Origin of the sequence: Bradyrhizobium sp. CCBAU 51745 (assembly GCF_028128715.1) — a bacterium.
GTDB lineage: Bacteria > Pseudomonadota > Alphaproteobacteria > Rhizobiales > Xanthobacteraceae > Bradyrhizobium > Bradyrhizobium manausense.
Window position 1 is genome coordinate 120,744 of record NZ_LBJP01000089.1, and the last position, 18,609, is coordinate 139,352.

General features: G+C 57.2%; 19 protein-coding genes. 1 reads left to right on the forward strand and 18 read right to left on the reverse strand.

Going from position 1 to position 18,609, the window contains the following annotated elements:
* Both nifS and XH98_RS30865 read right to left on the reverse strand, forming a co-directional pair.
* Positions 1-1,173, reverse strand: coding sequence for a cysteine desulfurase NifS (gene nifS / locus XH98_RS30860; protein WP_271620870.1), 1,173 nt, complete (start codon positions 1,171-1,173; stop codon positions 1-3).
* 300 nt (positions 1,174-1,473) lie between these two features.
* On the reverse strand, positions 1,474-1,815 hold the full coding sequence (locus XH98_RS30865; RefSeq protein ID WP_271620871.1) for an iron-sulfur cluster assembly accessory protein: 342 nt from the start codon (positions 1,813-1,815) through the stop codon (positions 1,474-1,476).
* A gap of 252 nt (positions 1,816-2,067) precedes the next feature.
* On the opposite strand from XH98_RS30865, the gene XH98_RS30870 reads away from it, so the two are divergent.
* Positions 2,068-2,658, forward strand: coding sequence for a hypothetical protein (locus XH98_RS30870; protein ID WP_271620872.1), 591 nt, complete (start codon positions 2,068-2,070; stop codon positions 2,656-2,658).
* Positions 2,659-2,667: 9 nt separating this feature from the next.
* On the opposite strand, the gene XH98_RS30875 is transcribed toward XH98_RS30870, so the two are convergent.
* From XH98_RS30875 to XH98_RS30950, 16 genes are all read right to left on the reverse strand, one after another.
* A complete protein-coding gene (locus XH98_RS30875) occupies positions 2,668-3,063 on the reverse strand; it encodes a Rieske (2Fe-2S) protein (protein ID WP_271620873.1) in 396 nt (131 codons plus the stop codon).
* Between the two features lie 382 nt (positions 3,064-3,445).
* Entirely contained in the window at positions 3,446-4,291 is an 846-nt protein-coding gene (locus tag XH98_RS30880; RefSeq protein ID WP_271620874.1) for a host specificity protein, read from the reverse strand.
* A 497-nt stretch (positions 4,292-4,788) separates the two neighbouring features.
* Positions 4,789-5,079: a ferredoxin III, nif-specific gene (fdxB, locus tag XH98_RS30885; protein ID WP_271620875.1), complete on the reverse strand. Its 291-nt coding sequence runs from the start codon at positions 5,077-5,079 to the stop codon at positions 4,789-4,791.
* Positions 5,080-5,090: 11 nt separating this feature from the next.
* Positions 5,091-5,291 carry a CCE_0567 family metalloprotein gene (locus XH98_RS30890; RefSeq protein WP_271600040.1) on the reverse strand — a complete coding sequence of 67 codons (201 nt, stop codon included), beginning with the start codon at positions 5,289-5,291 and terminating at the stop codon, positions 5,091-5,093.
* Positions 5,292-5,302: 11 nt separating this feature from the next.
* Positions 5,303-5,767 (reverse strand): NifX-associated nitrogen fixation protein, encoded by a 465-nt coding sequence (locus tag XH98_RS30895; protein WP_271620876.1) that lies wholly within the window; start codon positions 5,765-5,767, stop codon positions 5,303-5,305.
* A 6-nt stretch (positions 5,768-5,773) separates the two neighbouring features.
* The gene (nifX, locus tag XH98_RS30900) at positions 5,774-6,169 is read right to left on the reverse strand and encodes a nitrogen fixation protein NifX (RefSeq protein ID WP_271600038.1); all 396 of its coding nucleotides are present in this window, start codon (positions 6,167-6,169) and stop codon (positions 5,774-5,776) included.
* Positions 6,166-7,575, reverse strand: a complete 1,410-nt coding sequence (gene nifN, locus XH98_RS30905; RefSeq protein WP_271620877.1) for a nitrogenase iron-molybdenum cofactor biosynthesis protein NifN — start codon at positions 7,573-7,575, stop codon at positions 6,166-6,168. The genes nifX and nifN overlap by 4 nt, the downstream gene beginning before the upstream one ends.
* A 9-nt stretch (positions 7,576-7,584) precedes the next feature.
* The gene (gene nifE, locus XH98_RS30910) at positions 7,585-9,231 is read right to left on the reverse strand and encodes a nitrogenase iron-molybdenum cofactor biosynthesis protein NifE (protein WP_271620878.1); all 1,647 of its coding nucleotides are present in this window, start codon (positions 9,229-9,231) and stop codon (positions 7,585-7,587) included.
* A gap of 94 nt (positions 9,232-9,325) precedes the next feature.
* A complete protein-coding gene (gene nifK, locus XH98_RS30915) occupies positions 9,326-10,882 on the reverse strand; it encodes a nitrogenase molybdenum-iron protein subunit beta (RefSeq protein WP_271620879.1) in 1,557 nt (518 codons plus the stop codon).
* 64 nt (positions 10,883-10,946) lie between these two features.
* Positions 10,947-12,449, reverse strand: a complete 1,503-nt coding sequence (gene nifD / locus XH98_RS30920) for a nitrogenase molybdenum-iron protein alpha chain (RefSeq protein WP_271620880.1) — start codon at positions 12,447-12,449, stop codon at positions 10,947-10,949.
* A gap of 625 nt (positions 12,450-13,074) precedes the next feature.
* Positions 13,075-13,278, reverse strand: a complete 204-nt coding sequence (locus XH98_RS30925; RefSeq protein WP_271620881.1) for an aminotransferase class V-fold PLP-dependent enzyme — start codon at positions 13,276-13,278, stop codon at positions 13,075-13,077.
* A 678-nt stretch (positions 13,279-13,956) separates the two neighbouring features.
* Positions 13,957-14,160, reverse strand: a complete 204-nt coding sequence (locus tag XH98_RS30930) for a 4Fe-4S binding protein (protein ID WP_271600033.1) — start codon at positions 14,158-14,160, stop codon at positions 13,957-13,959.
* A gap of 525 nt (positions 14,161-14,685) precedes the next feature.
* On the reverse strand, positions 14,686-15,798 hold the full coding sequence (gene ald / locus XH98_RS30935; RefSeq protein ID WP_271620882.1) for an alanine dehydrogenase: 1,113 nt from the start codon (positions 15,796-15,798) through the stop codon (positions 14,686-14,688).
* 391 nt (positions 15,799-16,189) lie between these two features.
* On the reverse strand, positions 16,190-17,236 hold the full coding sequence (hypE, locus tag XH98_RS30940; RefSeq protein ID WP_271620883.1) for a hydrogenase expression/formation protein HypE: 1,047 nt from the start codon (positions 17,234-17,236) through the stop codon (positions 16,190-16,192).
* Positions 17,233-18,375, reverse strand: a complete 1,143-nt coding sequence (hypD, locus tag XH98_RS30945) for a hydrogenase formation protein HypD (RefSeq protein WP_271600030.1) — start codon at positions 18,373-18,375, stop codon at positions 17,233-17,235. Before hypD ends, hypE begins: the two co-directional genes overlap by 4 nt.
* Positions 18,372-18,608: a HypC/HybG/HupF family hydrogenase formation chaperone gene (locus XH98_RS30950; RefSeq protein ID WP_271600029.1), complete on the reverse strand. Its 237-nt coding sequence runs from the start codon at positions 18,606-18,608 to the stop codon at positions 18,372-18,374. The genes hypD and XH98_RS30950 overlap by 4 nt, the downstream gene beginning before the upstream one ends.
* Position 18,609 lies beyond the last annotated feature (1 nt).

The window sequence follows — 18,609 nt, forward strand, 5'->3', positions numbered from 1 at the left end:
CTACTCCCCGACAGTGACGCTGGAGACGGCGCGCATGCGAGCCACGATATCTGACATTGTGCGCACGACTTCATCGACTTCAGCGACGGTGGTTTCACGCGAAAGAGAAAAGCGAATGGCGCCGTGCATCCGCCACGCAGGCACCTGCATGGCACGCAGAACATGCGATGGCTGCATTGAGCCCGCACTGCAGGCTGATCCGAGCGACACGGCGATGCCCGCCCGGTTGAGACGGTGGGCAATGCCTTCGCCCTTGAGATTGTCGAAGGCAATATTGGTCGTGTTGGCCAACCGATTGCTGATGTCGCCGAGCACAGCGCAATCGCCATTGCGTAAAATTCCCTGCTCAAGGCGGTCACGTAACGCGCCAATGCGGACCCGCTCGGGTTCAAGCCGCTCCGCCGCAAGCTCGGCAGCTTTTCCCAGGCCGACGATTCCGGGAATATTCTCGGTCCCGGCGCGTCGCCCTCGTTCCTGTGATCCGCCGCAGATCAGCGGCTGGAATTTTGTCCCTTTGCGCAAATATAACGCGCCGACCCCCTTGGGGCCGTGCAGTTTGTGCGCGGATAGCGACAACATGTCGATCGCGCTGTCCTTTAGGTTTAAGCGCACCTTACCAATCGCCTGGACCGCATCCGTGTGAAACAGCGCACCCGCCTCACGGGTCAACCCGGCCAGAAACTCCACAGGAAACATCGTTCCGGTCTCGTTATTGGCCCACATAACCGAGGCAATCGCTGTTCGTGGCCCAATCGCGCAGCGAAACGCCTCGATGTCGAGCCGGCCGCAAGCATCGACGGGTACAATGCGCGTCTTGACTCCCCTTGCCGCCAATTGCTCCGTTAGCGCAAGTACGGCGGGGTGCTCGACCGAAGTGGTGACCACCTCGTCGCGACCTTCCTGCGTCGCAAGCGCAGAGAGGATTGCGGCATTGTTGGCTTCGGTCCCTCCCGAGGTGAAGACGATTTCGCGATCGTATGCACTACCTAACAGGCCGCTCAGGTTTCTCCGGGCCTGCCTCAAAGCGACTGCGACTTCGCTGCCGAAGGCATGCGTTGACGAGGCATTGCCGAACTGCTCAGTGAAGAAAGGCAACATGGCTTGCACGACGGACCGATCAGTCCGCGTCGTTGCATTGTTATCGAGGTAGATCGGCGCTCGATTTTCGCTCAATCCACCACCTCGCCTGCAGCAGCAATGAGGACCAGGCGATCCAATCCTCCGATCGTATCTACCAGTCGCGCCTGAATACCTCCTAACCTTCTCGGAAGCTTGTACGATCTGCCAGCACCGGTCGGCCTTGCCATGAGCATGCTGCTATCGTGCCGAGCAGCTAACAGTCGCAAGCGTCGGCTTGCAGATTGGGCCGGAATTCGTCGTGCACGCAGCGAATGCGCCCCTCCCGCTTCGCAGTGAACGACGATCTCCTCAAGAGTTCTGGTTCGGCCGTCACGGTTCAATGCCTTCTCCTCATCACTGATCAATGTTTTCCCTCAGCCGAAACGATTTACCGCAGGAGCAGTTCGCGGTCGCGTTCGGGTTGTGAAAGGTAAAGCCAGAACCCTCCGCCGCCAGCACGAAATCAATAGTCGTGCCGACCAGATGCTCACGGCTCTTGTTATCGACGAACACCCTCAGCCCATCGCGTTCGATCACGGTGTCGTCAGGCTTTGGCTCCTCGGCGAGATCCATCTTGTATTTGAATCCATTGCAGCCGCCTGCTTCAATCGTGACGCGTAGACAACCGGCTGGGTGCGCCGACGATGAAACCGCGCTTTTGATTGCATTCACTGCGCTATCTGTCAGGTTGATCACGTTTTCCCCTCATCAGCTTAGACCCAGCCAAGAGCAAGTCACGTGCCAGCGCGCAGACGCCGAGTGATGCTCACTATCGCGCCGTTGGCTTTGGAACGATGTCGCGATCCCGACAAGGCTACTTGAGGCGGTTCCGGCCACCGACTCGTTTTCTTTCTAAGCTGCACTGAAGGCCGCCACGCATGCGGCGGCAAGCGATTTGCATCTCATCTGACACCGATCAAAGGTCGGCGTAGAGTCGAGGACAATTTAATGACTGCAATCGAGAACACCGCACTCGGCAGACTTGAGAAGGAGGGCCGCCTTCTCAACGCCGTACTCAAAGGCGCGACCACCAAGCCGGGCCGATTCGGCTTTCGGGGCGACATCGCACTAAAGTTCCAGACTCAGGTCGCCGACGAGAAACGTCCGCCAGACTATTCGATCGAGCAGGTTCTGACGATCGTGCAGGACGGAGAACGCACTATTCCCGTGCTGGCCGGCTACTTACATTCCTTCGCGTATCTTGCTGACGTCGCGACCGTCCTCGACGGTGCCTTAAGCCCAACCGGCAGCTACTTCATTTTCTGCAACAACATCGATTTGCTGGCGAAATACCGAGTTAAGCTCGGCGAGATCAACTTCCACGTTTTACCGTGCGATGAATCCACCGTTTGGAAGGAGCTGATGGACCTGGTCGGGCTGAACAAGGACGACGTCAAGAAGCTCGATCCGGGCGGCAAGCTTGATTACCTCCTCGAGGCCATCAAGGATCTCGATCTATCCTATGAGGAGATCTCTTATGATGACGGACTAAGGAGGATGGAGGCTGTGAAAAACCGCAACGAGAACCGCCCGGTCTGAGCGCGGTCATCAGTTGTTGGCCGATCCATCTTCTTCCACAAGGTGCACACCGACGACGCAGATGTCACCATCCAGAACGACCAACGGGATCGGTGTGAGCGCTCTGCCCTGACATGGACCTTCGACGCACCGCCCGCTGCCGAGGTCGAAGGTCGAACCGTGCTTGCCGCACATCAGCCGGATGCCGTATGGATCGAGGAATTGGTTCCGCTCCCAGTCCAAATTGACGTTGTTGTGCGGGCAATTATTCACATAGCCAAGCACTCTTTTGCCCCAGCGCACCACAAGGATGGGCCACGGCCGGTGATTGCCGTCGTCTTTGACGACCATAAGATTGAATCCCATGGCCTGGCGGCTCGGAATGTCGTTAAAGCTGCAAATCGCATAGGTGAGATTGGGCTGCATTCATCGCTCGTGTGCCGCAATAATTTTTTCATTGTCGTTGCGCAATCAACGTGCAAGAGCTGTACAACTGCCGACGCAATTACCCACACATGCTCTTTCGATGATGGCTGCGCCGCTGCGGCTTTCTGCGCCATTTGCTCGATCGCTACATGCGGTTGCTGGTCGTTGCTGCTCGTTGATGGCCACGGTCCTCAGGCCGTTACCGCCGTCGAGTCGCGTATCTCACCAAAGCATCGTAAGTGCCTTCGGAGATAGGTTGACGGTCGTTTCAGCTGGCGAGGGCGACGCAGCGAGCGTGCGCCCCCTATGAAGAAAGGCTATTGAGCCCTGTATAGGACGGTCAAATACCCGTCACTTCAGGTCCGTTCCTATTGCAGCCAATTTACTCCATGTGCAGCCCCCTAAAAGTGCGCTCCAACAAATATGTTTCGATGCCAGCATCATCCGACGAATCTGTGTCGTAGCTTCTCTGAGGACCGACATCACTGCCTCCGGCTTTCGAAAGATACTTCGTAGGCTTGTCTGCCCGCTGCCACGGTTCGTTCTCGTTCTTCGTCCACACATCGGTGCGGTGAGGATCAAGCACCCAGTGGTTACGACCCATGTGAATAAAACCCATTTCCGCCAGACGAGGTTCCACCTCTTCTAAGGCGGGCCGCGACAAGATCAGCGGATGCTCGCCGTCCTCTCGCAGTTGATGTTCTAGCAAGATATCACCGGCGTTCTCGACCAGCGGATGAGTTACCCTAAGATCTACTACGGACGTGATATGGTCGCGTCCAAACTGTTGCTGAAATTGGTCTCCTCTAATCCGAGCCGGGCCTCCGGCTCTCATAAGCCCGACAATTTCGTCTCCCAACTCATAGGCGTAAAACCGTGCTTGCTTATTTGGATCGTAGTAGGTGCCGAGGTAACCTGCTGCAACCATTGCTGCGCGCTCTGCCTTCTTGGAGACGAATTCCGAGTACTCTTCTGGGTGCTCGGCGATTTGCCTGATATCGTCGCGCAAAAATCTCTCAACTCCGCGGTCGAAGGTGTCTTGGTCGATTTCTCTAATGGGGGGTTCGGAGGCGAGAGAGTATGTGGCCGCTGGTTCCGATGACGACCCAGCTGCCCCCATGCCTGCAACTGCTTGCGCAAACCGCGGACTATCTCCCGCTTCTGACGAATCGTCAGTTTGGTTACCGCTTGTGAACTGGCTGGATGAGCCAACAATATTGCCATACATCAGACCGCTCTCCTATCGGCAAAGTTGCACCAATTGAGCTCGTGCCGCGCAAGCTCTGCCGATAAGGATAAAATTCCTAGCTGACCACAACCTGTCCATCGCACTCTGCGCTTCCGCGTGACTACCCCACGCAGCCTGCTCGTGAGTTGCAGATACTTCCCGCGACGAACCGCGATTTATGGGTGGAATCGCACGTCATATTGCGGGCTGCCGATCAGTCGAAGAAACCGACGCTTGAGGATAAAGTGCTGCGCGAGGCGCAGCTAGCCTTCTACGAATACATGGACCTTGGAGGCGAGTGGTTGGTGAGCAACGGATATGATCGGCATGACATAGCCGGCGGCCAACCATCACCAGGCAATACTTGCGCTTCAGCTTGCCCGAATTGCTCAACCGACGTCGTTCTGGCGCGCCGTCCTCACCATGACTTTACCTGATCACAATTGCGCCTTTCCTCAGCTATATCTCGCCTGCCGCGACAGGACGAGTGTATTCGCTCACGGCCGTTCAGATGCGGCAGGAGTGTGACTCTGGCAGTTGGCCGGGCAAACCCTGGCGCATGCAGCGCAGCCAATGCAGGCGCCTTGATCATTCAAAACCATAATCTTCTTTTCGATCTCATCGTCGTCGAGGTCGACAAGCTCGCCGTCCTCACTGATTCCTTTCAACGTCATGACATCTCGGCCGCATACCTTGAAACAGCGGCCACAGCCGATGCACTTCTTGGCATCGATCGAGGTCAGGTATTGTGGCGTCCAGTCGCGGCCGTCTCGCGTCGCAAATGACATGCATTGCCCCTTCAAGTATTTTCCAGCGTTTTCAGCTCGCGAGTCTTGCGCTCGAGTTCCGCGTACACATCGTACGCCTTCTGCGCCACCACCATGATCGACGTCCAATTGATGGGCAATTCCTCCGAAAGGTCGTGCAGATCCATCTTGGCCTGTATCGCCCTGGCGGACACTTTCTTTAGTTCGGCCTTCAGTGCTTCACGATCGCCCATGAGTGAGTATCTCAATAGTTGGCCACGTCTGGAAATTTCCGAATCAGGCCGACCCCCTCGCTGACATATTTATCCCCCTCCTGGGCCAGCCTAACGCAATTATCGAATCCGAAGCGATGCACCTCGCGCAGCTGCTTGTTTACAGCGACCAACCGCCCTGCGATGAGCACTATGCGCCCGAAGCCTTCATGATGCAGCTTCAGAATCGGCTGAGTCATAACACCGGTCTCCCTCTCTACTGAAAGCGCGACCGCATTGAAGAACAGCTCAAGCCGCCACAGTGTATTGGGCTCGGGATCACCGATAATCGGCAAAGCACGCCGCTTGTCCTTGTTCAGGATATAGGGTTCGAGCAGATCAAGATCGCTCTTCCCTTCCCAAGATCCACTGGTATCCTGAGCACGCCAAATTTTGACCAGTTCGATAAGGAATGGTGCGTCGACGACGCTCCCCTGCTGCTCTCTTTTTGCGGTCATGTCACCTCATTCGCCGAACTCAAACGTACGCCGTTGGTCCTTTACAAGGACCTTGCGTAGCCAGGGAGGTGGCGTGCCGTTCAGCACCCGCTCGAGCTTTTCTAGCAACACCGGAATGTTTTCTGGTTTGCTCACCTTGATAGGATGGATTTTGTTGGCCACCACTCGCGCTGCCGCAGCACCACCAATGGCAGTGACGTAAAGGATGGCGCAATCCTTGATTGCCTCGATCTTTGGCGCCAACTTGTCATCGCTGCCGTCTTCTTTAAGATCGCCCTCAAACTCGATCGCTTCAAGAAACACATGCCCTCCAGGCGCGACATCGTAGATTGCGATGTTCTTTGCCCAACCAAAATGCGCGTCGACGTGCTTCAGGTCCTGAGTGGCAAAAGCGACCTTCATGCAATTGGCCTTTCAGCAGCGCCGGTGGAGCGACGATACTCCGAGCTTTGTGGCAGTCCGGCTGTAGTCCGCCACTTATCGGGCGTAGGACGATCGTTCTCTTCGCGATGCGCGATCACGAGATTTGCGATTTGGAAGATCAGATTGCGGGTACCACGATAGCCCACGGATACTTGGTGGCCCGCGCCAAGTCGATCGAATATCGGAAAACCTATGCGATAGAACGGCACTTTCAGCCGACCCGCCGCTTGCCTTCCATGCGAATGCGTGATCAGCAGGTCACAATGCTTTTTTTTGGCAAGTCCTTCCAGATCTTCGAAGTCGCCAATGAGAACCTCCTTGGTTCTGATCCGCTCGATCACTTCCGACTGAGTGGTCGTCACGGCGACGGTCACCTGCGCGCCCATGTCGTGCAGCATGCAGGACAAATCGAACAGAAGGTCTGGCTCAGCCCCGATCGCGAGCTTGCGACCGCCAATATGGAAGTGCGCGTCCAGCATAGCATCGGCGAGCTGACTGCGCTGGCGTCGATATTTCAAGGGTATCGGGCGGCCGCTGATCTCGCTCAAAAACATCATGAATTCGTCGTTCGGGTACAGACCACACAGCCGCTCGAACACACGAAAAGGCACGCCGGTCTTCGCCTTCATGACCTCAGCCGGGCGCCTCATCTGCGCACCGATTGCAATCGTCCACCCTGCGCGCCCCATGCTCGCGATTTCGTCCACGTCAATGCCGCCGATGGTCGTTGACGTAAACTCGTCGGGGATATGCCCGTCGAGGGATCCCGCCAGGTCGGGGAGGAAGGAGGGGCACAACCCGAAGTCCTCCAGCAAGACACGGAGTTCATCAAGGTCGCCAGGCGTCAGGTGACACCCCGGCAGAACATTCACCCTCAACGGATCCCGCAGGCCATCTGCGCTGGGCCGGTCCACCAGCACCTCGACGATGCGTGCAACGGCCTTCTCCCAGCCATCCTGAAACGCGCCCTTGAAATCAGGCGTCGAGACATACACCAGTGGCAACTTTGCGAGTTGCGGATGATTGCTCCGGATTAGCTTGAGGTAGGCATCCACATCGTCGCCATTGGTCTCGGTGACACCGGTCGAGCAGATCCCGATGATCTTCGGCTTGGCGCGGTTAGAGATGTTCAGTATCGCCTGCTCGAGATTCTCATAGCCGCCGAGCACGGTCGCGACCTCGCTCATCGCGGTGGTCTGTAGCGGTATTGCTTCTTTGAAATGCCGCACAAAGAGCGTGAGCCCGAAGGATGTGCACCCCTGGGAGCCATGCAGGAGCGGCATCGCCGCTCGCAGCCCCATGAAGGCGTATGCGCCGCCAATCGGCTGGCTCATCTTCAGCGGATTGACAGCGCAGGCTTTTGTTGACGCCGTGACGAAGGCCATGGCGAGTTCCTACTCTGCCGCCTGTCGGATGTCAGATGGCTCGGACACCAACATATCTTCGATGCACGTTTGACAGCAGCCACCACCCACATTGGTATGCTCTCGTACCGCTGCGACGCTCCTCAGGCCGTGCAAGTAAATTGCATCCTCAGCCACGTCCAGATCACCTCTGTTACACGCGCAGATCTTCTTGGCACTGCGCGCAGTTTCGGCGCCCGCCGGATCGCAGGCGCTTGCGGCCATCGGCGATTGCATCTGCTCCCCCGCCTTGGCCGATGCCTCCCATGGAGCTGGTCGACGCAGCTGCTCCCACATCGGATTGGAGAGCGACTTATCGATCTCCTCCACCAACTTGACCATTCCGGCATAGCCCATATAGGCGTGGCAACGCTCCTGGTTGATATCGAGCCACGGCACCGCCGCCTTCAGCGCGACAAACTGCGACTTGCCGCCTGATAGCATGATGTCCGCTTTTGCGTCCTTCAACATCTTGTACATTTCGCGCGCGGTCATGTCTTCGATCATGTGGACATCATGCCCGATGAGTTCCTTGATGCGCTCCTTGTCTTTCCTGGTCGATTTCTTCACACTGGTTCCGACCAACTCCAGCCCGGCTTCCCGGAGTGCCGCAACGACCGACCATGACTTGACACCGCCCGTCATCAACAAGACTTTTTTGCCCCCGAATCGTGACTTGTACGGCTCGATGGCAGCCCACGCCCGCGCTTCCTCGCGCGCGACCACCGCTTCGGTGCGCCCGAGCAAATCTGTCGGCGCGCCGCGTTCAACTAATAAGCGGGCGAGCTGGCGTAGCGATTCGCTTGAATCCTGAATACCGTAGAACGACCCCTCGAAGAATGGGATCCCGTAACGTTGCTCCATCTTGCGTGCCACGTTGATCATGGACTTTGAGCACACCAACATCGCCGCCCTGGCGCGATGAGATGAAGCTACCTCTCGATACTTACCATCTCCGGATATGCAACAGAGAATTCGCACTCCGAGCTCGTCTAGCAATGGCTTCACTTGCCAGAGCTCTCCCGAAAGGTTGTATTCTCCAATCAGATTGATGTCGTACGGCGTGGTGTAGTCCGGTTCTCGCGTCCCGATCACATAGTCGAGCAAGGCCTCGCCGGCGAGCTTGTTGCCGAGGTTTTTCGAACCGACGAAGCCAGGAGAATTGATCGGGATCACCGGCTTTGCGAATCTTTGAGATGCTGCCTTGCAGACTGCGTTGATGTCATCGCCGATCATCGCCGGGATGCAGGTTTGATAGACGAAGATGGCTTGCGGATCGTACTTGTCGATGATCTCCTTGATCGCTTTGCAGAGCCGCTTCTCGCCTCCAAAAACAATATCGGTTTCGCTCAGATCGGTTGTGAATGCGGTGCGCCACAGATCCGAGCCGGACGACGCCGCGCCGCGATTGTCCCAGGAATTGCCCTCGCACGCGATCGGACCATGTACCAAGTGAGCGACATCGGTGAACGGCTGCAGTGCAACCTTCGCGCCATCGAAAGCACAGCCGCCAGCAGCGCTACCCGGCTGCAACTGTCTAGTGCAGCCCTTCCTACGCTCAGCCTCCGACTTACTGCCATTCTTGGCGCAGCCCGGCTCGTCGAACAAATTCTGGACCGTGGCCGCTAGTGACCTCATCCTGCTTCCTCTCAGGGCAAATAAATTGCAAATTCGACCTTCACATGCTCGTGCCATCGTCCTGTGCTTGGGCGATGGCACCTGTAGTTGCTCATCAACGAATGATGTCGAAGCTGTAGTCCGTCTTGCCAAGCGCGTTGGTCTTCTTGTCGATCTCGTCGAAGATCTTGTCCAGGATCTTCACCAGTACATTCAGACCGCCCTGATAGCCCCATACGGGTGAGCGGTGATGGTGATGCCGGTCAAAGATCGGAAAGCCGATGCGGATCAGTGGCGTTCCGGTATCACGCTCCAGGTACTTTCCATAGGTGTTTCCAATCAGATAATCGACAGGCTCGGTGAACAAGAGTGAGCGCATGTGCCAGAGGTCTCGACCCGGATAGACTTGGCAGCCCTGCCCAAATGGCGAGCTTGCAAGCAGCGCCTGCATTTTTTCCTGCCACGCTTTATTGCCGTTGGTGGAAAGCACATGAATCGGTTCAGCGCCCAGTTCGAGCAGAAACGCAGCCAATCCATAGCAAAGATCCGGGTCACCATAGATCGCGAACTTCTTGCCGTGAACATGAGCGCTGGAGTCGGCGATGGCATCAACCAGGCGACCACGTTCTCGCGCCAGTTGCTCGGGAATCTCCTTGCCGCTGATGCGTGACAACGCGACGATAAAGTCATCCGTTGCGGATAAGCCCACCGGATAGTTGAAGGATACAACGTCCTGGCCGTGCTCCGCCACGAATGTCAGCGTTTTCTCCGTGCACCACTGCTGCATGGAAATAGTCGCCTTGGCGTGAATCGCGTTCGCCGCATCCTCAAGCGTCGTACCACCTTCATACATCCGGAATTCGCCGTCTGTCGGGGTATCGAACACTTCAGAATTGTCGGCGAGAATCGTGTGGTCGATACCCATCAATTCTAAGATGCGCTTGATCTCGCGAAGGTTACCGACGGTATATCCATCGAATCCACCAATGATGTTGATCGCCCCATTCGGTTTGCGCTCCAGCTTCGGGGCTGTTCCGGCCTTTCCGTCCCAAAAATGCTCCAAAATGCCCTTGAGCGCATTGTCATAACCAGTGACGTGGCTGCCGACGAACGCCGGCGTGTGGGCGAACGGCACGTCGAAGTCCGCCGGAACCGAGCCTTTTTCTTTCGACGTCTTGATGAAGGCGTTGAGGTCGTCGCCGATCACCTCTGCCATGCAGGTTGTGGAAACCGCAATCATCTTGGGCTTGTACATGTTGTAGCTGTTCGCGAGCCCGTCGGTCATGTTGTTCAGACCGCCGAATACGGCAGCGTCTTCCGTCATTGATGAAGAGACACAGGAGCAAGGCTCCTTGAAGTGCCGCGATAGATGACTGCGGTAATAGGCCACACAGCCTTGCGAGCCGTGGACGAAGGGCAACGTGCGCTCAAACCCAACAGAGGCGAATACGGCGCCAAGCGGCTGGCAAGCCTTGGCCGGATTTACCGCTAGCGCCTCCCGCGCAAAGTTCTTTTCGCGATATTCGGCGGTTTTCGTCCATTCCTTGATACGTTCGACCTCGGCAGGATCGCGAGGATTCTCGAATATCTTCTTCTTGGCCAGCATCTGCTGGTATTCTGGATCGCGGAACAGTTCGACATGATCGAGTACGTGCTCGGCACTCTGCGCCATTGGTGAAATCCTTCACTATCGTTTTGTATCGCCCCGGCTTTCCCAGAGAGCGAGATGAATTGCTCTATTCTGCAGCCTGGAGCTTGGCGCTCGAAGTTTCTTTCCAGGGCGCCTTCGTTTTCTTCCAAACCGGCGAGTTGACGGCCATGTCCATGTCACGCGCAAAGATCGCAAAGCCGTCATAACCGTGGTAGGGGCCCGAATAGTCCCACGAATGCATCTGTCGGAATGGCACACCCATCTTTTGGAAAACGTACTTTTCCTTGATGCCCGAGCCGACAAGGTCAGGCTGGAGCTTTTCGACGAAGCGCTCGAACTCGTAGCCATTGACGTCATCATAGATGAGCGTGCTGTCCTTCACGTAGTGCTGAGCTGTGCGCTGATAGTCGTCGTTGTGACCGAATTCGTATCCGGTGCCAATTACTTCCATCCCTAGGTCCTCATATGCGCCAATAACATGACGCGGACGGAGCCCGCCGACGTACAGCATCACCGTCTTGCCCTCCAGGCGCGGGCGATATTTGGCGATCACCGCATTCACGAGCGGCTCGTACTTCTCGATCACCCGTTCGGCGCCTTCCTTGATCTTGTCGTCGAAATAACCCGCAATCCTGCGCAGCGACTCTGCGATCTTTGAAGGTCCAAAGAAATTATACTCGCACCATGGGATACCGAACTTTTCTTCCATGTGGCGGGAGATGTAGTTCATTGAGCGATAGCAATGCAGGATGTTGAGCTTTGCCTTCGGCGTTGCTTCGAGCTCTGCCAGCGAGCCGTCCCCGGACCACTGCGCGATCACGCGCAGGCCCATCTCCTCCAGCAGAATTCTTGATGACCACGCGTCGCCACCGATGTTGTAGTCTCCGATGATCGCAACATCGTACGGCGTCGGCTCAAACTTTGGTTTGCCGTCGCCCTCGATGTGGCCGAAAATCCAATCGCGCACCGCATCGTTGGCGATGTGATGGCCTAGTGACTGCGACACGCCCCGGAAGCCCTCACAGCGGACCGGCACGATGGTTTTGCCGCCATATTCCTTGGATTTCGCCCTTGACACCGCCTCAATATCGTCGCCGATCAGCCCGATCGGGCATTCCGATTGGATCGTGATGCCGTTGTTAAGTGGAAACAGCTCTTGAATTTCATCAAGGATTTTGTGCAGTTTTTTGTCTCCGCCGAATACGATATCCTTTTCCTGGAAGTCGGAGGTGAACTGCAAAGTGACGAAGCTATCGATGCCCGTCGTGCCGACGTAATAATTGCGTCGCGAGCCCCACGAATACTGACCGCAGCCGACCGGGCCATGGCTGATATGAACCATGTCCTTGATTGGTCCCCAGACCACTCCCTTTGACCCTGCATAGGCGCAGCCTCTGATTGTCATCACGCCAGGTACGGATTTGATGTTGGACTTCACCCCGCAGTCTGACTTGCCGGCTTGGTGAACGTTGAGGTGCTTGGCACGCCGTTTCGCGGTTTTTTCCGGATAGACCTTAAGCACCTCCTCGATCAGCTCTTTGTTGCGAGCCCTGATTTCTGCGATGCTCTGGGTCGTGGCGAGACTCATCTGATGTCCTTCAAAGGTTTGCTGTTGCGAGGGCGGCTTCTTGACCCAAGTTTTGCAACCAGCATGCCAGCGTCTCGTCAGCACAAAAAACCGAACAATCAAAGTTGCTTAGCGCGCCTCGTGCGGGAAAAGATGTGTTGTTGCGAATCCGACATCGCACTTGCGCGGAGAACTCTTGGTTCGGGCCTGTTCGAAAGGGAACAAGGTGGGCTGTGCGTCAAATTCCCTACGCAGCTCTCGAGCGTATTCGACACTGCAGTACTCTGGGATCGAAGGCTGAAGGCGGCTGCAAGGCCGGCGACCGACACAGGCTTGCCACTGCTATCTATGCTTACTGAGACCTACGGGTGCTCGCCTGCTGCAATGCTGGTGAGGTGTGCGATCGCGTCCTCCAGAGTTCTATGCGAGCGGCCTCGCCGCGTGAATGTCGTAGGCTCGCCGAGAGCCGCGCTTGATCCGGGGCACGCACGAGCACATCGATCTCTCCGCGTGCATTGAAAAGTCCAATGGACCCACGGCACGTCGCCAGCACGCCAAATTTTTGAGCAGCGGCATCGCACAGTACTCCCGCTCCGCTACACCGGCGCAGTCCATGAAGGTGGAAATATTATGCGCATGCAACCCTTCATATCCAAAACGAAATGATCGGCCCCTCCTCGGCCAGAGTCCCGCTCACGCGCACGAAATTGGTGTCCGCCAGCTTCTCCTGCGCGTAAGCGATTGCCTGCGGATCTGCAGTGCAATCGATAGCGGCGCCTAGAGCGATGGCTTCGGCGATCGGCTGCGTACCCGCTTCGAACCGGCGTGGCGGATCGCCATAAAATGGCACCGCAACGCGAGACCTCGCGGATCATGTCCCCACGGCCATTAAAGGGCGGCATCGATGCGGGATGCGCAGACTTGCCGTAAGCACACCAATCCCAGTCGGACCAGACAGTTGTGGCCGGTCAGGCGTAGAAATCGCAGTCGATATCGCAGTCTTCGGCGGACGGATGCACGTATCCTAGCGAGCCGTCGACCAGCACCGGATACCGCGGGCATGCGCGTCCCCACCGCGTCTTACACCGGCAACATCGCGCAAGAGCACGCGACATTTGTGTGATTGCAACCATCGTGGTGCGCGGGCTCAGGAGTCGCTCAAAATCACCGAGCAGAAATTGCCGTCACCGACCGCTGGGGGCCCATTTTGTCACTGCGCCAGGAAGCATCGGCCGACGTGTAAGAACTCATACGTCTAACAGACAAATATCAAGCTGACGACAGCGAGCAGAGCGTGGGTTTGCGGGAGAACCACAATCAATTCGCGTTTGCCTTCTTTAAGGACTGGCGGAAATCTACGATTGCTTCTCCATCCTCGAACGAACCGATCATCGAAGCGGCGGCAATCCGCGCGGTTACGCAAGCCACCGCAAACTCGGGCCTGCGACTGAGTAAAACAGGAGATGGATCGAAAACGCGGCGGCTGTCGAGTATCTCCATAAATTCGTGCGGGAGCGCCTCTCATCGGCTACTCCACCTTTGACGGCACGCATGTATCGGGCACCGGGCAAACGACGGCGCATTGCGGCGCGTCAAAATGGCCCTCACATTGGGTACACTGGGACGCATTGATCACATATATGTCATTCTTCAGGCTGATCGCGGCGTTAGGACACTCGAACTCACACGCACCGCAGACGGTGCACTGGGATGCGATTATCTTGTAGGCCATCACTGCGATTCCATGAGCAAAGTGCGGGACAGTTTCTTACTATCAAGTCTTGTGCCAGACAGTTTGAGCTTGGTTTGTCTGAGTATTTTCCATAACGCAAGTCGCTGCCTCGACACGGTGTCGCAGATTGTACAAGGGGCCTGACAGCAGCTTGATCTCGATACTGTGGCGTCCGCATAGCGGGAGTCATCGCCGGTCCGCGCCTCACTGCCAGTCGGAAAGCGCGCGGCGCTCCAGATAAAGTCGCTCCGGAAATGCGCGTCCCCCGGGCACCCGCGGGACGCATTCTCAATTGCCTTGGATTATCCGGCAACACCGGAAATCATAGGCGCCGTATGGGTGAAAGTATATTGTCTTCCCATCGTGCGGGCGACTGAAGCCAGGCGTTCGTCTGGTGATCTTCCGCTTCGCCCCGCGCTAGAAATAAATGCCGGCGGCGCTCAGTGGATCGATGGAGCCAAAAAAAAAGGCCACCCGAAGGGGTGGCCTAAGTCAGGGAGGAAACGCCCATGAGGGCCTCTAGGATCAGGCCGCAGCCTGTTCGATCGGTGAGAAGGGTAGCCCGAGGCTCTCGGCCACGGCTTTGTAAGTTAGCCGGCCCCGATGGACGTTGAGACCTGCGCGCAGATGTGCATTTTCGAGTACGGCGGAAAAACCGTTGTTGGCCAGAGCCAAACCGAACGGCAGGGTCGCGTTATTGAGTGCCTGGCTCGAGGTCAGCGGTACGGCACCGGGCATATTGGCTACGCAATAATGAATGACTCCATCCACTTCGTAAGTTGGATCAGCGTGAGTGGTTGGGTGCGATGTCTCAAAGCAGCCGCCCTGATCGATAGCGACGTCCACGAGCACCGCCCTCTTGCGCATCGAGCTCAGCATGCTCCGGCGGACCAACTTCGGGGCGCTCGCACCTGGGACGAGCACCGCACCAATCACCACGTCCGCCGCAAATACCTCTTCCTCCACGGACTCGATGGTCGAAAACCTGGTGCGAACGCGGCCTTTGAATAGCTCGTCCAGCTCACGGAGCCGGATTATCGAACGATCGATGATGGTCACTTCTGCTCCCAGACCGACCGCCATGCGCGCCGCGTGCGTACCGACGACGCCACCTCCAAGGACTACGATTCGGGCAGGCTGAACCCCGGGCACCCCACCGATCAGCAGCCCTCGCCCGCCTGTACTCCGCTTTAGGGCGCTACCCGCCGCTTCAATCGCAAGCCGACCCGCGACCTCGCTCATCGGCGCCAGCAGTGGAAGACCACCATGCGCATCAGTTACGGTCTCATAGGCGATCGCGGTGCATCCAGATTTCAAGAGGCCGGCAGCTTGATCCGGGTCCGGGGCCAGATGCAAATAGGTGAATAGGATGTGATCCTCGCGCAGCTGGGACCATTCGGCCGGCTGAGGCTCCTTAACCTTTACGATCATCTCGCTCGATGCGAATACCTCAGCCGCGGAAGTTAGAATCGTTGCGCCAGCATTGCGATAATCGTCATCGGTTGCGCCAATGCCAGCGCCGGCATCAGTCTCGATCATCACGCGGTGGCCGGCTGCCCCGTATTCTCGGGCAGCTCCAGGGGTAAGGCCGACGCGATATTCGTCCGCCTTGATTTCCTTCGGAACTCCGACCTTCATTTAAAACTCCCTGCCTGACCCGCTCTTTCTATCGGAAGCGTGCAGAGATATCGCGACGCAGCCGACAAAATGGCGCAGGAATTCAGCGATATTTTACAGGCTTCGCAGGATTTCAAACCCACGGGGGGGGGGGGGGGGCCGGCAGATCGTGCAGTCCTGTTCGCTGAGCCTAACCGTCGAAAACTGCGCCATAGCGATCAATCGTTCCGAATTACGGTCTCGCCCCGGCAGAAAAGTTAACAACGGTATCCAGCCTCGCCGAACTTCTCACGCTGCAAAGATGGCAAGTTGCCAACTAGGCAGGATTGCCTACCAAGTGATGTGCTTGTCGAGCTGATGGCTAATCACTATTGATACTAATCTCTGCCAAAAAAAACGTTGCGCAGCCTACTCAACAGATCCGAGGCAATTGTTCGCCCCACAGCCAGTCGACGATTCGTCGCCCGCCGAAATCGTTCGTCATCTGAACAAATTTGTGATCGTCAGCCACCGCCTCACCAATATCAGCCGCATTGGATCCGAGCGGGTGCGCCTTCATGGCTGCAAGAACGGCATCGGCCAAATCAGGCGCCACGATCGCAACGAGCTTGCCTTCGTTGGCGACATGGATCGGATCGAGTCCAAAGAGCTCGCAGCTAGCCGCAACCTCAGGCTTCACCGGAATGGTTGATTCCTGCAGAAGAAACCCGAGGTCGGACTGATGCGCAATCTCGTTGAGAGCAGCTGCGAGCCCACCGCGCGTTGGATCCCGCATCACCCGGATGCCGCCACCACCTGCGGCCAGCATGCCCGCTACGAGACTATGCAACGCTGCTGAGTCCGAGACGATTTCGGTTTGAAAAGCGACGTTCTGACGTTTTGACATGATCGCCACCCCGTGATCGCCGAGGCTACCTGACAGCAGCACACGATCCCCGACCCTTGCCTTGTCGGCGGAGAGATCGAGCCCTCCGGCCACCAGCCCGATCCCGGCCGTAGAGATGAACAGACCATCCGCCTTGCCCCGCTCTACGACCTTGGTGTCCCCGGCAATGATGTAAACGCCGGCCCCTCGCGCCGCCGCGCCCATCGAATCCGCGATCGCCTTGAGATTGGAAAACCGGAAACCCTCCTCGATAATGAAGCTGGCTGACAAATAGAGTGGGCGCGCGCCGGACATCGCGACATCATTGATCGTGCCGTGCACAGCCAAGGACCCGATATTGCCGCCGGGAAAGAACAGCGGCGAAACTACATAGCCGTCCGTCGTCATCACCATCCTGCCTGCCGAAACTTCAAACGCCGACTGATCATTGCAACGGGCGAGCCATTCATTACCGAAGGCCTGGTGGAAAAGGCCGGAGATCAGCTGTGCCATGGCACGGCCTCCCGATCCGTGGGAAAGTTCAACGCGTCCGTTCTCCAGGTCGAGGTTGCGTTGATAGGCTTTCACGCTCATGACGTCTGCCTCACCTGCTCATCTCGAACTCGGCCATAGGTCCAATACGCCGCACAAGCGCCTTCTGATGACACCATGCAGGCCCCTATGGGCGTTTCCGGCGTGCAGACATTTCCAAACAACGTGCAATCGACCGGCCGTTTGGCGCCACGCAGGATCGCGTAGCACTCACAGGCCGGATTGTCTGCGACACGCATGTCGTGGATCGCAAAACGCGTCTCGGCGTCGAACTTTGCGTAAGACCGCTTAAGTTTCAGTCCGCTGTTGGGTACGAGTCCAAGCCCACGCCATTCAAACTGCTCACGCAATTCGAATACTTGCGATACCTTCTCCTGGGCGCGCCGATTGCCATCGCGTGTCACTGCACGGCTGTATTGGTTTTCCACCTCATAGCGGCTTTGGTTCACCTGCCGCACCAGCATCAGGATAGCCTGCAGCACGTCTAGGGGTTCGAATCCGGCGACCACGATCGGCTTCTCGAACTGTTCCGCCAGGGGCTCGTAAGGCTGCGTACCGATAATGGTGCTGACATGTGCAGGCCCGATGAAGCCGTCAATGCGGACCCCGCCTGTGTTGCGGATCTTGGGGTTCTCGAGAATGCTGTGCATCGCAGAGGGTGTAAGCACGTGATTGCAGAACACGCTAAGGCCCTCCAACCGCTTGTTCTCGGCAATGCGGATCATGACCGCCGACGGGGGTGCCGTGGTCTCAAATCCGATGGCAAAGAAAACCACCTCACGGCCCGGCGTCTGTTCGGCGAGCCGGATAGCGTCGAGGGTCGAGTAGACCATCCGAATGTCGGCCCCGAGCGCTTTAGCTCGCAACAGGGACTGTCCTTGCGACCCGGGCGCGCGCATCAGGTCGCCGTAGACGCACAGCGTGACCTCTGGTCGCTCGGCGAGCCGGATCGCCATGTCGATACGGCTCGCCGGCAGAACGCAGACGGGACAACCGGGCCCGTGGATCATCCGGACGTTCGCGGGCAGCAGATCTTCCAGTCCGTGGCGGGAGATGGCATGAGTGTGTCCACCGCAAAATTCCATGAACCTGTAGGCTCTTTGTGAACTGACCTCAGCGTCAATCGCACGCGCAAGTCCCTGCGCGATGGTCTTGTCGCGAAATTCGTCAAAATATTTCAAGATCGGCATTCCTGCGCAGCGTTGCCTAGCTCCTGCAGGAGCTCTAACGTGCGTTTGGCTTCTGTCGGATCGATCTTAGCGAGCGCATAGCCGACATGGACTAGGACGCAATCGCCGACGTCAAGCTCGTCGATGAGGGCAATCGATATCTCCAGGCTGATGCCATCGATGGAGACGAGGGCCATTTCGTTGGGCAGAATTTTGACGATCTTTGCCGGAACCGAAAGACACATA

Coding starts and splice junctions, on each gene's coding strand:
- XH98_RS30870 (WP_271620872.1), top strand. CDS start 2,068: ATGACTGCAATCGAGAACACCGCACTCGGCAGACTTGAGAAGGAGGGC.
- XH98_RS30875 (WP_271620873.1), bottom strand. CDS start 3,063: ATGCAGCCCAATCTCACCTATGCGATTTGCAGCTTTAACGACATTCCG.
- XH98_RS30880 (WP_271620874.1), bottom strand. CDS start 4,291: ATGTATGGCAATATTGTTGGCTCATCCAGCCAGTTCACAAGCGGTAAC.
- fdxB (WP_271620875.1), bottom strand. CDS start 5,079: ATGTCATTTGCGACGCGAGACGGCCGCGACTGGACGCCACAATACCTG.
- XH98_RS30890 (WP_271600040.1), bottom strand. CDS start 5,291: ATGGGCGATCGTGAAGCACTGAAGGCCGAACTAAAGAAAGTGTCCGCC.
- XH98_RS30895 (WP_271620876.1), bottom strand. CDS start 5,767: ATGACCGCAAAAAGAGAGCAGCAGGGGAGCGTCGTCGACGCACCATTC.
- nifX (WP_271600038.1), bottom strand. CDS start 6,169: ATGAAGGTCGCTTTTGCCACTCAGGACCTGAAGCACGTCGACGCGCAT.
- nifN (WP_271620877.1), bottom strand. CDS start 7,575: ATGGCCTTCGTCACGGCGTCAACAAAAGCCTGCGCTGTCAATCCGCTG.
- nifE (WP_271620878.1), bottom strand. CDS start 9,231: ATGAGGTCACTAGCGGCCACGGTCCAGAATTTGTTCGACGAGCCGGGC.
- nifK (WP_271620879.1), bottom strand. CDS start 10,882: ATGGCGCAGAGTGCCGAGCACGTACTCGATCATGTCGAACTGTTCCGC.
- nifD (WP_271620880.1), bottom strand. CDS start 12,449: ATGAGTCTCGCCACGACCCAGAGCATCGCAGAAATCAGGGCTCGCAAC.
- XH98_RS30930 (WP_271600033.1), bottom strand. CDS start 14,160: ATGGCCTACAAGATAATCGCATCCCAGTGCACCGTCTGCGGTGCGTGT.
- ald (WP_271620882.1), bottom strand. CDS start 15,798: ATGAAGGTCGGAGTTCCGAAGGAAATCAAGGCGGACGAATATCGCGTC.
- hypE (WP_271620883.1), bottom strand. CDS start 17,236: ATGAGCGTGAAAGCCTATCAACGCAACCTCGACCTGGAGAACGGACGC.
- XH98_RS30950 (WP_271600029.1), bottom strand. CDS start 18,608: ATGTGTCTTTCGGTTCCGGCAAAGATCGTCAAAATTCTGCCCAACGAA.